Raw genomic sequence first — 14423 nt, forward strand, 5'->3', positions numbered from 1 at the left:
CGGCTTCCTGCCTGGTTGGGCTGTGTTTGGCAGGGTGTTCTAAAGTACAATGCCGTTTTTTGCAAGCAACTGAGTCTGAGAGACACCCATGAGTTTGAGTCAGGAACAACGAAAACGCTACCGTACCATAGGTCACGATCTGAACCCGCTGGTAACCATCGCCGAGAAAGGCCTGGCGGAAACCGTGCTGGCCGAGATCGACCGCGCATTGAACGACCACGAACTGATCAAGATTAAAGTCAATGTCGCTGATCGCGATCAGAAGAACGCCCTGATCCAGTCTGCCTGCGAGCAAACCGGTGCCACCCTGATCCAATCCATCGGCCGGGTCGCCCTGCTGCTGCGCAAGGCAAAGAAACCCAACCCCAAACTGTCCAACCTGACCCGACTCGGCAACTGACTCCGCTCAGCGCTACGGGGCGGGGGGCCAATACCTGCCCTACTCCGTTGTAAAACTTTGGTAAGCGCCCCGTCGAACCGGTGAGGTGACTCACCTCCCGGAACAGACCCCGTTACTTGACCGGCGTTAGCCAGCCGTGCGGATCCTCGGACTCGCCCCATTGAACCTGATTCAGTGCTTTACGCAGGGCAAGGGTTGTTTCACCGGCTTCACCAGACCCGACGGAAAATCGCTGCTCACCGCGAATCAGGGTGCCTACGGGCGTCAATACCGCGGCGGTTCCCGACAAAGCTGCCTCAGTACCCGGCTTTGCCGCGCGCTCAAGCAATTCGTCCACACTCAGGCTGCGTTCGCTGACGGTCATGCCCCGGTCCCGGGCCAGAGTCAGGATCGAATCGCGGGTAATGCCGTGAAGGAAGGAACGGTCGAGGCTCTTGGTGATGATTTCGTTGCCATCGATCAGAATAAAGTTGGCAGCACCGGTTTCCTGAACATCGCCATTCGGGCAAAACAATACCTGATCCGCATCGTGACGGGATTTGGCCGCCAAAATAGGGCCCAGCGCACTGGCGTAGTTGCCACCGCTCTTTACCATGCCCATGTGCGGGGCACAGCGCATGCCATCTTCCTCGAGCAGCAGAGACAGCGCCTTGCCACCACCGGCAAAATAGTCACCAACCGGCGACAACAGCACATACAGCAGAGAACTCTCGGTCGGAGCAGCCGCTTTGCCGATTGCCGCTTCGGTGCCTATATGCGTTGGACGAATGTACATGGACCCCGGCGTCTCGGGCACATCGTCTTTGAAGCGAGCGACGATATCGATGATCATCTGTTTCAGCTGAGCTTTGTCGATGGCTGGCAGGTTCAGCAACTGGCTGCTTTGCGCCATGCGCTCAATGTTGGCATCCATCCTGAAGATATTGACCGAACCGTCGGCATGGCGAAACGCCTTGAGACCCTCGAAACAGGTACTGGAATAGTGCAATACGTGCGCGCCCGGGTGCAGTGTGAGTGAATTGGACGACACGATCTCGGTCTGGCTCCAAGCGCCATTGTCATACTGAGCCAATGCCATCTGTGGCATGAATACGGTACCAAATGCGGCCATTACAAATTCCCAATGCTGTGGGCCAGATTCAAGCCCGTGGTCGAGGCGTCGACCCTTAGTCGACGATGCCTCATTGTATGCCAAGTTAAGAGCCGGACTCTAGCGCCAAAGGCCCTGAACACCATGCATTGATATCAACACTGTATTCCTCACCTGACACCCCCGCCAACACCCGGTCATTGCGGTGGCTGCTCGGCCGGTGACTCGGCGCCGAGCCAGTGTTGCCATTGCGCCCGAATCAGCTCGCGCACCCGAGCCAGCTCGGGGGTCATCTGTGCCACCGGCACCGTTGTGGAGGTTCCTGACAACACTGCATGGTGGGTGTGCTCGCGCAGGGTCAGGTAGGCATCGAGCCACTGGTCGGCCTGTTCACCGGTCAGTACGCCCGCCTCGCGCAGGGCTTTGATGCAGCGCACATTGTCAGACCAGCGGGCGACTTCGGGGTGGTCGTCGGCGTAGGCCAGCACCAGGTACTGCACCAGAAACTCCAGGTCAACAATGCCTCCCGGGTCCTGCTTGATGTGAAAAACCTCATCCGCCTTGCCCTTTTGTGCCTGGCTGGACAAGTGCCCCACCATTTTCCGGCGCATCTGAATCACGTCTTCGCGCAGTGTCGCGCGGTCGCGGGGCCGCTGCAGAATATTCTGTCGGACCGCGTTGAACGACGTCTGCAGCTCCGGGTCGCCCGCAATAAACCGGGCCCGGACCAGTGCCTGGTGCTCCCAGGTCCAGGCCTTGCTGTTCTGATACTTCTCGAATGCGGTCAAGCTGGTCACCAGCAGACCGGAATTGCCGGAGGGTCGCAGCCGGGTATCCACTTCATAGAGGATTCCGCTCGGCGTCGCGGTACTGAGCAAATGGATCAGCCGCTGCCCCAGCCGAGCCATAAAGACCACGTTGTCGATCACCTTCGGGCCTTCGGTTTCCCCCTGGGCCGAGGCCTGATGCAGAAACACCAGATCAAGATCCGACTCGTAGGACAACTCCAGCCCGCCCATCTTGCCGTAGGCGACAACGCCAAAATCGAGTTCACACCAGTCGCCATTATCGCGGCTGGGCCGCCCGTGCTTGTCGACCATCTGTTGCCAGGCGAGCGCCAGAGCCTGCTCAACCACAACCTCTCCGACCCAGGCCAGGTAATCCGAAATCTTCATCAGTGGCAGCATGGCAGCGACTTCGCAGGCTGCCGCCCGCAATACCCGACCATGACGAAAATGGCGCAGCACTTCCATTTGCTGTTCCAGGTCGTCCGCAGGCACCCGCAGCAGCGTCTGGTGCAGGTCATCGGTCAGTTCGCCACGCTGCGGCAGGCGGTACAAGCTGTCGGGGTCAGACAGTTCATCGAGCAAATAGGGTTTCTGGGCGAAAAGGTTGGCGATCCACGGAGACGCTGGCGCCAGTCGGCACAGCTGGCGCAGCGCGTCCGGATTTTCGGCCAACAGGACGAAATACACCGACCGGCGCAAAATAGCCTCCAGAATCGGGCGCAATGCCTCGAACCCGCTGCCCAGCCTGTCATTGCCAGCTAACTCAGTCAGCAGCATGGGCATCACCTGATCCAGATTGTCGCGAGCCTGCCCTTGCAAACGCTTCACTGCAGCTTCGTTGCGAAAGGCCAGTACCGCCTCGGCGTCTCGGCTGTCAACGTCGGCCGACTCAACCCGCCCGTCACGCCACAGGGCCACCATATCCGGATTCAGCGCCCGGGCGGATTCGGCATCCTCGGCGACCACCTGCTGGAAATGATGGTGTATCCGCTCACGGTAATGCGACAGCTGCGCCAGCAGGGCCTCAACCGAATCACACCCCATGGACCAGGCCAGGCGCGCCCGGTCGGTGTCATCCCCCGGCAGTCGCTGCGTCTGTTCATCGCGCAGCGCCTGTATGCGGTGTTCGAGATCGCGCAGAAACCCGTAAGCCTCCGTCAGCTCTCGGCTGACGTCGGGCGGCAAATAGCCCTCGTCCGCCAGCATCGACAACACTGGCCAGGTACCGCGCTCCTGCAAGGCAATGTCCTGCCCGCCTCGTATCAGTTGAAACGCCTGGGCGATGAATTCAACCTCGCGAATCCCCCCCTGCCCCAGCTTGATGTTGTCCTCCAGTTGCTGTCGGCGAACCTCTTTCTGAATCATTGATTTCAGCCGTCGCAGTGCGCCCAGCGCGTGAAAGTCAACGTAGCGACGATAGACAAAGGCTTTCAGGTCCTGCTCCAACTCGGCCTGTGCTGCCGGCGCACCGGTAACCGGGCGCGCTTTGACCATGGCAAAGCGCTCCCACTCCCGGCCCTGATGGGTGTAGTAATGGTGCATGGCAGCAAAATTACTGACCAGAGCACCGCTCTGGCCCCAGGGTCGCAATCTCATGTCGACCCGAAAGACAAAACCCTCTGGGGTACGGGTATCCAGCAACTGGATAACCGTACGCCCGACCCGGGTAAAAAATTCCTCGTGGCTACGCCCGTTGCTCACTTCTCCCTGGCTGGGAAAGGCGAAGATCAGATCAATGTCTGACGACAAATTCAGCTCGCGCGCGCCATGCTTACCCATGGCCAACACAACCAGGCTTTGATGCTGTTCGCCAAACTGGGACGGGCCCGGTGCACCCCATTGCTCAGTCCAGTGAGCCTCGGCGTAGGTCACCGCACACCGGATGGCGATATCGGCCAGGTCTGACACCGCCCGAGCCGTTTTCCGGGCTGTCGACTGGCCATTGGCATCCTCGACCATCAAACGGGCCATTTGCCGGTTGCGCCAGTTGCGCAAGTCGGCCTTGGCCGGGTCCAGGTCATCCAGTGGCCAGTGGGCGCTGAGCGCTTCCAAATCAGCGTCGGGAGGCTGCGGATCTGTGACCCATCGTGCAACCTCTGTCATACCGCAGACGCTCAACAACTCATCGAACCACGGGCTGCACACCGCCGTTCTGGCCAGCCGCCGGGCTATATCGGCCTCAAGCCCGGCTGTTCTGGCCTGTTCAAGCCGATCCTGGAAGGAAGCGTCTAGCGTGGAAGGTGGCGTCACAGCAGTTCTCTCTTATTGAAGGTGATGGGTTACCGGATACTGCCAAAACCCGGAGCGCATGGAAACTGCATCCGATTGACACTCCGACTGCGTAAGGGGTTGAACGACGGCACGTGGTATTCAAGGTGCGATCAAGAGGTGTAAGAAACGCGGCCGTCGTACGACTCTTATTTAAGGTACCATTATCCCGGCAGGGATCGGGTGGAGACCCGCACAGGCGCAGCACCACGAAACTGGACTCTCCGACCGAAAGCATAGACTACCCATTCCATCAATCAGTTTAAAAAGGATACCGCATGATTCGACATCGCTGGGCGCTCGCCGCGACCCTGACGGCAACACTGGCCACGGGCACGGCCCTGGCAGAAACCAGCTGGACCGAGACGCTGGAGCAAGCCCGGGGCCAGACAGTCTATTTTCACGCCTGGGGTGGCAGTGAGGTCATCAACGACTATTTGCGCTGGGCTGCCGAGCGGGTTGAAGACGAGTTCGAGGTAACACTCGAACACGTGAAAGTGGCCGAAATCGGCACCACGATCAGCCAGATTCTGTCGGAGAAAACCGCTGGTCGCGATAGCGGTGGCGCAGCCGACCTGGTTTGGATCAATGGTGAAAACTTCGCCGCCATGAAAGAGAACGACCTGTTGTTTGGTCCCTTCACCCAGGATCTGCCGAACTACCCCCTGGTCGATACCGACAACAAACCCACCACCCTGTTTGACTTCACCACCCCGGTCGACAACCTCGAGGCCCCCTGGGGCATGGCACAGCTGGTGTTTATGGCGGATACGGCGCGTGTCGATGAAACACCTCGCTCCATGCTCGATCTGCTCGACTTTGCCCGCGACAACCCGGGCCGGGTAACCTACCCGGCGCCACCGGCGTTTCACGGCACCACCTTTCTCAAGCAGGCCCTGCTTGAACTGGCCGCCGATCGTGAACCCCTGTACAGCCCGGTCGATGACGCCGATTTCGACACCGTCACTGAACCGCTTTGGGCTTATCTGGATCTGCTGCACCCGCTGATGTGGCGCAACGGAGAGACCTTTACCAGTGGCGCCCCGGAAATGACTCAGTTGCTGAACGATGGTGAAATTGTCCTGTCGTTGTCGTTCAACCCGAACGACGCCAGCAATGCCATCGCCAACGGCGAACTGCCCGACACAGTGCGTACCTACGTTCATGACGCCGGCTCTATCGGCAACACGCATTTTGTCGGCATCCCCTACAACAGCGACCACACAGCAGCGGCCCAGGTCGTTGCCAATTTCCTGATGTCACCGGAAGCCCAGGCGCAAAAAGCAGATACCTCGGTGTGGGGGGACCCCACGGTACTGGCGCTCGACAAACTATCGGAATCCGACCGGGCACTGTTCGAGCAACTGCCGGAAGGCGTGGCCACACTCTCGGCCGATGAGCTCGGCACCGTCCTGCGCGAACCGGACGCCAGCTGGGTTCCGGCCCTGGAACGCGCCTGGCAGCAACGTTACGCACGTTGATCACCCGGTTACTCCCCTGGTTCCCGCGCCTGCTGCTACTGGCGTTTCTAACACCGGTACTGGTCGGGCTGGCGGGTACCTGGTTACCCGCCTTCGGCTGGTTTCCCGCGCTGGGGCAGCGCTCGTTGTCGCTAGCCCCCTGGGTTGATCTGCTGCACTACCCGGGCGCCGGAACAGCCCTGCGTCTGTCGGTGCTAACCGGCCTTGGCTCATCCCTGCTGGCACTGGGCGCTACCCTGTTGATCCTGATGGCCTTTTATCCTTCCCGGGGGTTTCGCCGGCTGGAGAAAATGCTGGCACCCATCCTGTCGGTTCCCCATGCCGCCTTTGCCATTGGCATCGGCTTCCTGGTCGCCCCCAGTGGCTGGCTGGTTCGCTGGCTCGCGGTGATGACTGGCTGGCCGGAGTACCCACCCAACTGGATGACGTTCAAAGACCCCTATGGCCTTAGCCTGATGTTGGTTCTGGCGCTGAAGGAAATTCCGTTTCTGTTGTTCATGGCACTGGCTTCCCTTCCTGCTCTGAAGGTGGAAAAAACGCTCTGGCTTGGTGCCAGCCTGGGTTATCGCCCGGGCAAGGTCTGGCTGACGCTGATCTGGCCCGTCCTTTACGGCCGCTTGCGGCTGCCGTTCTACGCCGTGGTCGCTTTCAGCCTGTCGGTTGTGGACATTGCGCTCATTGCCGGCCCAACTGCGCCACCGACCCTGGCCGTGATGGCCACCCGTCTGTTCAACGACCCGGACCTGCTGCTGCGCTTACCAGGGGCGGCAGCCGCTACCACCCTGTTGTTAGTGACGGTTCTGTCGCTGGCCATTCTGTACTACCTGGAACGCCCCCTGCGGTGGCTGTGTCTGCGTCTGCTGGGCAATGGCAAACGCCCTCGTCTGAGGCTGGGTTTGCGTCTTTGGGCGTCACTGGTACTGATACCCGGCACCCTTTTTTACCTGGGATCGCTGTTCGTCCTGATCCTTTGGTCCTTTGCCGGTCAGTGGCGCTTCCCCGGGCTCTGGCCCGATCCCTTTAGCTCCCGTACCTGGGCCAGTGCTCCGGAGCGCCTGCTCGACCCGCTCTGGCTAACGCTTAGCACCGGGCTGAGCGCAGCGGTCATCGCACTGGTGCTGGTGATTGGTGCGCTGGAAAACGAGGTACGGTTGCGCCAGCTGAAACCGGGCTTTACGGCTCAACGCTTGCTCTGGGTGGTGTATTTACCGCTGCTGGTGCCGCAAATTGCCTTCCTGTTCGGCTTTCAGGTCAGTCTGGCCTGGCTGGAGCTGGGGGGACGCTGGTGGGTCTTGGTCTGGTCGCATCTGGTGTTCGTGCTGCCCTACACCTTTCTAACGCTGAGTGGCCCCTACCGCGCCTATGACGAGCGTTACACCTGGGTTGGCCTGAGCCTCAGCGGACATCGGCTGACAACGTTCTGGCGTATTAAACTCGGGCAGTTGTGGCGGCCACTGGGTTATACCCTGGCCACAGGCTTTGCGGTATCGGTCGCCCAGTACCTGCCGACACTGTTTATCGGCGGCGGACGCTTTGCCACCATTACCACCGAGGCCGTCAGTCTGGCCAGTGGCAGTAACCGGCGCAGCATGGCGGTTTATGCACTGGTGCAGCAGTTGTTGCCGCTGATCGGCTTTGCCCTGGCGCTGTCGCTCGCTGCCTGGCGCTACCGGCATCACCGGGCCCTGCAACAGAGCCAAACCTGACATGAACGGACAACGCATGGCATTCGACATCGAACAGCTGAGCCTCGCGCTCAATCACAGCCCTCTTTTCCAGCCACTGACGGTGCATCTGGAACCCGGGCAAATCGGGACCGTTATGGGGCCTAGTGGGTCCGGCAAATCAACGCTGCTCGCGGCCATTTCCGGCACCCTGCCACCGGCCTTTGAACTGGGCGGCGACATCCGGCTCAATGGCCAAAGCCTGCTCAGTGTGCCAATTGAACACCGCCAGGTCGGCATTCTGTTTCAGGACGACCTGCTTTTCCCGCACTTAAACGTCTATCAGAATCTGGTGTTTGCGCTGCCAGGCAAACTGAACCGGGTGCAAAAGCGCGACCGCATCGCTTCGGCACTGGCCAGTGCCGGGCTGGCGGCTTTTGAACAGCGCGACGTCGCCACCCTGTCCGGCGGGCAACGCGCCCGCATCAGCCTGTTGCGCACCCTGCTGGCCGAACCGCGCCTGATCTTGCTGGACGAACCCTTTTCCAAGCTGGATCAACACCTGCGTGGCCAGTTCCGGGACTGGGTGTTCAGCCGCATCATTGAGCTTGGCATACCAGCGCTGATGGTTACCCACGACCCCGCCGACCGGCCCGAACAGGGCCTGCTGATTACCCTGGAGACCACCGATGCTTGACCGCTGGACCCTCACCCTGATCAAGCCCCCGCTTAAACGGCTGGCTCGAGGCTGCGACCAACAGGGCATTCGCGCCAATCAGGTCACCCTGGCCGGTTTTGCACTGGGCATGCTGGTGGTGCCCCTGCTTGGGTTTCAGCTTTACACCCTGGCGCTGATCGCGATTGTGCTGAACCGGCTGGCCGACGGGCTCGATGGTGAACTCGCCCGACTGCAGGGCGCCACGGACGGCGGAGCACTGCTCGACATTGTGCTGGATTTTATCTTTTATGCTGCAGTAGTGGCCGGTTTTGCACTGGCCAACCCGGCCGACAACGCGCTGGCAGCGGCGTTTCTGCTCTGGGGCTTTATGGGCACCGCCAGCAGCTTTCTCGCCTATGCCATTCTGGCCGAGCGGCGCAAGCTGAGCAGCATGACCTACCCCAGCAAGGGTTTTTACTACCTCGAAGGGCTGGCCGAAGGCACGGAAACCATCGCCTTTCTGGTCGCCATGTGCCTGTTTCCAGGGCACTTCGTCGGGCTTGCCTGGGCCTTCTTCGGGCTATGCGTCATCACCACAGCAACCCGGGTTGTGGGGGGCTACCACAGCCTGAAAGACGACCCGGCAACCGCTCGCCAGGACGTCTGACGCATAAAGCCTTTGCAGCGCCCCGGGGTTAAACCGTAAACTCCGCCGCCCGGTTGCCGCCTGGCCATCAAGGGGTTAGGCTGATGGCAGCATCGAATCCAATACTCGCCAACTTCGACTATTCGCAAAGGGTAAGCCATGTACATTGCTTTTCTGATCAACGCCTGGGAAGACATCGAACCCGGAAAAAGCTCTACCCTGGTGATGATCCAGGAATGCCTGACGCGCGGCCACAAGGTGGCGCTGCTCTACCCGCAGAACCTGACCGTGCGCAACAACGTGGTGAACGGCTTTTCGCGGGTGATTCAACCGATCGACAAGGTCCCGGAAAGCGTCTCCACGCTGTACAAGAAGATTCGTTTCGACGAGAAAATGCTGCCGTTGCATGCCTTCGATTGCATCATGATCCGCAAGGATCCGCCCATCGACCCGACCATTCTGAGCTTCCTCGATGCCGTCAAGAACGAGACACTGGTCATCAACGATGTCGATGGCGTGCGCAAGGCCAGTAACAAGTTGTACACCACCACCTTTCACGACCCGGAAAACCACTTCCTGCCGGAGACCCATGTCTCCAAGAACAAGGATTACCTGCTGCGTGTCATTCGCGAGAGCGACCGCGCCAAGTGGATTCTGAAGCCTCTGGATGGCAGCGGTGGCCACGGCGTCATCGTGCTCGAAAAAGCGGCACAATCGAGCATCAAGAGCTTGCTCGACTTTTACATCGACCGGGAACGCAACAACTACGTCATTCTGCAAGCCTACATTGAAGGGGCCGAGCACGGTGATGTGCGAGTGCTCATGCTCAATGGCAAGGCCATTGGCGCTTACCATCGCAAGCCGGCAGACGGCGATGTTCGCGCCAATATCCAGGCCGGTGGCAGTGCCCACATCTGGAAGCTGACTGAAGAACAGAAACGCGTTTGCCGTAAAATCGGCCCCAAGCTGGTCGCCGATGGCCTCGACTTTGTCGGCCTGGACCTGATTGGCGAACGCCTGCTCGAAGTCAACGTCTGCAACCCGGGTGGTATCACCAACATCAACCGACTGAGCAAGGTAAAATTGCAGAAGCAGGTTATCGACTTTCTGGAAGACCGGGTCAGTGAGCGGCGTGAGAAGCACGCTGAACTGGAGCACCTGATGAAGCGCCTGTCCGACCTGCGCTCGCGGGATCTACTGGACAACGAATGACCCCTATAAACCGGCCAGACCCGAGTACGCCATTGCGTATCGACTGGCTTTCCGATGCGGATATCGCGGCACTGCAGGCCCGGCCAGAGCAGTGCCGCTCCCTTTTCGGCCACCCCGCACTGCTGCTGGAATTGCAAAACCACATACTGACCGAGCCAACACAGGCGCTCTGGTATCGCCCCGCCTGCGTGTATCGGGGGGGTGAGGCCGTGGCCGCCGGCGGATTCAAGGGTCCACCCATTAAAAACACGGTGGAACTGGGTTACCGCACTCACCCCGACTGGCGCCGTCAGGGTCATGCCACCGAACTGGTACGCTGGTTGTGCGCTTTCGCCAGGGCGCAAAGGCTTGCCCGGGTGGTTGCCGTAACCGCCACCGGCAATCTAGCCTCGCAGGCGGTATTGGCCCAGACCGGCTTCGTGCACACCGGTGACTTTCTCAGCGACAGCCAGCAATGGCTGCAACGCTGGCAACACACGCTCTGATCGTCAACCATCCAGACCCCGGTTCATTCCGTACCTTTGCAACCTTAACCGTTTCCCCGCAGAGGCTCGCATGCAACTCGGTCTAATTCTTGGTGACCAGCTTTCCCGGACACTGCCGACCCTTCGCCGCCTGAACCGCGACCGCGATATCATCGTCATGGCCGAGGTCTGGGCCGAAGCCCGATATGTGCCCCATCACCGGCAAAAACTCTTCAACTGCTTCAGTGCCATGCGGCACTTTGCCGATACGCTGGCGTCAGCTGGCTGGCGCGTACAGTACTTCCCTCTGGATGGCGCCAAGGCTCATGGCAGCCTGCGAGAGGCTGTCGAAGCCGTGATCACCGAACACCGCATTGACTGCATCGTTGTAACCGAACCCGGCGAGCACCGGCTGCTGACTGACATAGCCCGCTGGGAGACGCATTTTGGATGCCCCGTCGAGGTGTTGGAAGATACGCGTTTTTTAATTTCCCTGACCGATTTTGCCGCCTGGGCGGACGGTCGCAAGGCTTTGCGCATGGAGTATTTCTATCGCTGGATGCGCCAGCGCACAGGGCTTCTGATGACCGAAGACAACCAGCCGGAGGGCGACCAGTGGAATTTCGACGCCGACAACCGCCGCGCCTGGCGAGGCGACCCCGTGCCTCCGGCCCCTCTGCTGTTCGAGCCAGACAGCATCGACCAGGGCGTCGCGGACATGATCGACGACCGGTTCGCCGATGGCTGGGGTGACGTTCAGCCGGGCCTCTGGCCGGTAACTCGCGCTCAGGCTGAAGCCACGCTAAACCATGCGGTCAGTCATTTGGCCTACTTCGGCGACTTTCAGGATGCCATGGCCAACGATCAGCCCTGGCTGTTTCACAGCCGCTTGTCATCTGCCTTGAATCAGGGCCTGTTGAGCCCACTGGAAATCTGCGAGGCCGTGGCCGATGCCTATTACCGCGACCGGATACCGTTGAACGCCGCTGAGGGTTTTATTCGACAAATCATTGGCTGGCGGGAGTTTGTGCGGGGGCTGTACTGGTGTCTGCGCCTGTACGAACCCCAGAACGGCCTCGACCATCACCAGAGCCTGCCGGCCTATTTCTGGACCGCAGAAACCCGCATGAACTGCGTGCACCAGACGGTGACCCAAACCCGGGCTTATGGCTATGCACACCATATCCAACGCCTCATGGTCACCGGGAATTTCGCGTTGATTGCAGGGCTCGATCCGGAGGCGGTCAGCGAGTGGTACCTGAGCGTTTATGTGGATGCCTATCAGTGGGTCGAACGACCCAACACCCTGGGCATGGCGCTTCATGCCGACGGCGGCCGCATGACCAGCAAGCCTTACGCGGCTTCTGGCCAGTATATCAACCGGCAATCGGACTACTGTAAAACTTGCTGGTACAAGGTAAAGGAGTCAACGGGCACCCGCGCTTGCCCGTTTAATGGATTGTACTGGCACTTCTTGATACGCCATCAGGACCGCTTTCGCAGCAATGGCCGCATGAGCCTGATGTACCGGAATCTGGATAAAAAGAATGAGGCAGAACGCGATGCGTTGTGGCAGCAGGGCGAACAATTAATTGCTCGCCTTCCCTCGCTGTAATACCGGTCGCCTGATTCACTGCGTCGCCATTGAATCAGGCTTGTCCCAGTGCAACCGCAGTTTCGTCAGCGCCTCTTTTTCCAGCTGGCGGACTCGCTCCCGGCTGACGCCAAGCTGATCTGCAATTTCCCGGTAACCATATTCGCGGCCTTGTTGAATGCCATAACGAAGGGCCACTATGACTTTCTCGCGGTGGCCCAAAATGCCCAGCGACTGCCGGATCCGGTCGATCACCTCGCTCTGCTCGGTGGCCTCATAGGTGGTCAGATCGGTCGCTTCCAGATGACTGGCCCAGCTGTCAGCCCCATCATCCGACAAGGGGGCATCGAGTGACAGCGGACTTAACCCCAGTTCCAGAAAATGCCGGACCTGTGCTTCGTCCATGTTGAGCTCCCTGCTGATGGTCGCTACCGACACGGGCTTGCCCGCCGTCTGTTGCACCATCACCAGTTGCCGCTGAAAGCGTTTAACGTCGTCGACCACGTTGGTGGGTTTGCGAATCAGCGCTGCCTGATTTTTCAGCCCAAGCCGAATGAATTGCTGTATCCAATAATGGCTGTAAGTCGAAAAGCGTGTTCCCTGGCGAACGTCGAACTTTTCCAGGGCACGCATCAGACCCAACTGACCTTCCTGGACCAGGTCGGTCAGGTCCAGCCCCTGATTGACGTGCTGATGAGCCACGCTAAACACCAGACGAATGTTCGATCCAAGCAACATTTCACGGGATTGTAGCAGCCGCCGCCACAGGCGCGGCAGCATGGTCGGTCCGGTATTTTGCTCCAGATACCAGGCACGTAAGGCCGTCATGTCGGCGTGGTTTGGTCGCTTGTCCCAAATGGTCCTGATCCAGTCGCGCTGGCTCCAGTCCAGCCCCGGATAGCGAGCCTGCCACCAGGCTTTACCGATGCCATGTGTCAATCGTACCAGCGCCAGTGAGGCGTCCTGGTGCTGTTGCAGCCAGGCGCGCTCCTGTTCCGCCGTCAGCAGCGGATGCAGGCGGCTCCATTCGGCGTAACTGTTGTACTCTGCGTCGGCCGCCGCAGCAAACCAGGCCGGATTGTGAGCATTCATCGTTGCACCTATACCAATTCGTTCGACTGGATCTGAACCGATTAACTCCCAACAGGGTGGCGCGCTTTATTCAGCATTCAACCCGCAGGAAAAGATACGGTTCGTCCATTCATTCGTAGGATGTATCAGTTTTAGATGAGATATCGGGCTCAGGTACCGCAAAGATTAGACAATACCTGTACAGCGCCCGACGCCCTTTACTGAACCAGTGAGTGACTGAGAGACCCCATGAATACCGGAAAACGGATCGGAGAGGCCGCTACCCTGACCGGCTTGAGTGCTCATGCCCTGCGCCAGTGGCACCGACGCTACGACATTGGTCCCAGCTTCAACAGCGGTGGTGGCCAGCGCCGCTACAGCGACCAGGACATTGAACGCATTCAGCGCATCGATCGACTACGTCAGCAAGGCTTCAGTCTGGCCACACTGGCCGAATGGCCGATGGCCAGCCTGCGCCAGCATACCGAACGCGACCAGCGCCGCCTGGTCATCGGCTGGTACGGCCGCCACTACAGCGCCTTTGCCGCCCAGGTGCCGCAAGCCGATTTTGTGCCCTCGGCAACCCTGGAGAAAAGCCCTCCCGGTGCGGACCTCTGGGTGATCGAATGCCCGACTCTAACGGATGACTTGCTGGATGAATTGCCTGACAGTCAGGAGGCGCTATCGATACTCTGGTATGACTACGCAAACCGCCGACAACTGACTCACCTTGAACGACTCGGCTACGAATGTCACAAGGGGACTCCGACGACGCGCTGGTTTCTGGACCGGCTCGGCAAGCTAACCCCAGGGTCGGACGGTTTCAGCCTGGAAGAGCTGTCTCGGCTGATGAACATTCAACCCTCGCTGAACTGTGAATGCCCCAATCACCTGGCCGGCATCCTGCACGAGCTGACCCAGTTCGCCCAATACAGCCTGGAGTGCAGTATCAGCGACGACAAGGATGCCGAATTGCATCAGGATATTTTCCGTCACATACAAACTTCCCAGCGATCCGTATTGTCAGCGCTTCATGCTGTCGTTCTTGCCGAAGAACTGGACGTTCGCATCTTGACGGCTTCATAAG

The 14423-nt window shown here is 59.7% G+C and carries 12 protein-coding genes; 9 read left to right on the forward strand and 3 right to left on the reverse strand.

The genetic code is table 11. From position 1 onward, the window contains the following. The first annotated feature begins 88 nt into the window (after positions 1–88). On the forward strand, positions 89–400 hold the full coding sequence (locus ABJT94_RS03700; protein WP_127560551.1) for a YhbY family RNA-binding protein: 312 nt from the start codon (positions 89–91) through the stop codon (positions 398–400). Between the two features lie 112 nt (positions 401–512). Here ABJT94_RS03700 and ABJT94_RS03705 read toward each other — a convergent pair whose 3' ends face one another. Together ABJT94_RS03705 and glnE are read right to left on the reverse strand one after the other, a co-directional pair. Further along, a complete protein-coding gene (locus tag ABJT94_RS03705) occupies positions 513–1511 on the reverse strand; it encodes a branched-chain amino acid aminotransferase (RefSeq protein ID WP_348473990.1) in 999 nt (332 codons plus the stop codon). A 176-nt stretch (positions 1512–1687) separates the two neighbouring features. Further along, positions 1688–4528: a bifunctional [glutamate--ammonia ligase]-adenylyl-L-tyrosine phosphorylase/[glutamate--ammonia-ligase] adenylyltransferase gene (gene glnE, locus ABJT94_RS03710; protein ID WP_348473989.1), complete on the reverse strand. Its 2841-nt coding sequence runs from the start codon at positions 4526–4528 to the stop codon at positions 1688–1690. A gap of 296 nt (positions 4529–4824) precedes the next feature. On the opposite strand from glnE, the gene ABJT94_RS03715 reads away from it, so the two are divergent. The 7 genes from ABJT94_RS03715 to ABJT94_RS03745 all read left to right on the forward strand — a co-directional run bounded on the left by ABJT94_RS03715 (position 4825) and on the right by ABJT94_RS03745 (position 12286). Further along, positions 4825–6027, forward strand: a complete 1203-nt coding sequence (locus tag ABJT94_RS03715; RefSeq protein WP_348473988.1) for an ABC transporter substrate-binding protein — start codon at positions 4825–4827, stop codon at positions 6025–6027. Beyond that, positions 6024–7733 carry an ABC transporter permease gene (locus tag ABJT94_RS03720; protein WP_348473987.1) on the forward strand — a complete coding sequence of 570 codons (1710 nt, stop codon included), beginning with the start codon at positions 6024–6026 and terminating at the stop codon, positions 7731–7733. Before ABJT94_RS03715 ends, ABJT94_RS03720 begins: the two co-directional genes overlap by 4 nt. Before the next feature lie 16 nt (positions 7734–7749). Next, positions 7750–8388 (forward strand): ATP-binding cassette domain-containing protein, encoded by a 639-nt coding sequence (locus ABJT94_RS03725; protein ID WP_348473986.1) that lies wholly within the window; start codon positions 7750–7752, stop codon positions 8386–8388. Next, a complete protein-coding gene (locus ABJT94_RS03730; protein WP_348473985.1) occupies positions 8381–9016 on the forward strand; it encodes a CDP-alcohol phosphatidyltransferase family protein in 636 nt (211 codons plus the stop codon). Before ABJT94_RS03725 ends, ABJT94_RS03730 begins: the two co-directional genes overlap by 8 nt. A gap of 138 nt (positions 9017–9154) precedes the next feature. Further along, the gene (gshB, locus tag ABJT94_RS03735) at positions 9155–10207 is read left to right on the forward strand and encodes a glutathione synthase (RefSeq protein ID WP_127560537.1); all 1053 of its coding nucleotides are present in this window, start codon (positions 9155–9157) and stop codon (positions 10205–10207) included. After that, positions 10204–10692, forward strand: a complete 489-nt coding sequence (locus ABJT94_RS03740; RefSeq protein ID WP_348473984.1) for a GNAT family N-acetyltransferase — start codon at positions 10204–10206, stop codon at positions 10690–10692. The genes gshB and ABJT94_RS03740 overlap by 4 nt, the downstream gene beginning before the upstream one ends. A 70-nt stretch (positions 10693–10762) precedes the next feature. Then, positions 10763–12286, forward strand: coding sequence for a cryptochrome/photolyase family protein (locus ABJT94_RS03745; protein WP_348473983.1), 1524 nt, complete (start codon positions 10763–10765; stop codon positions 12284–12286). 15 nt (positions 12287–12301) lie between these two features. Here ABJT94_RS03745 and ABJT94_RS03750 read toward each other — a convergent pair whose 3' ends face one another. Continuing rightward, positions 12302–13357, reverse strand: a complete 1056-nt coding sequence (locus ABJT94_RS03750) for a sigma-70 family RNA polymerase sigma factor (RefSeq protein ID WP_348473982.1) — start codon at positions 13355–13357, stop codon at positions 12302–12304. A gap of 228 nt (positions 13358–13585) precedes the next feature. Between ABJT94_RS03750 and ABJT94_RS03755 the strand changes: the two genes are divergently transcribed. Continuing rightward, the gene (locus ABJT94_RS03755; protein WP_348473981.1) at positions 13586–14422 is read left to right on the forward strand and encodes a MerR family transcriptional regulator; all 837 of its coding nucleotides are present in this window, start codon (positions 13586–13588) and stop codon (positions 14420–14422) included. Position 14423 lies beyond the last annotated feature (1 nt).

The sequence above is a fragment of the Saccharospirillum sp. genome (assembly GCF_039982735.1).
Lineage (GTDB): Bacteria > Pseudomonadota > Gammaproteobacteria > Pseudomonadales > Natronospirillaceae > Saccharospirillum.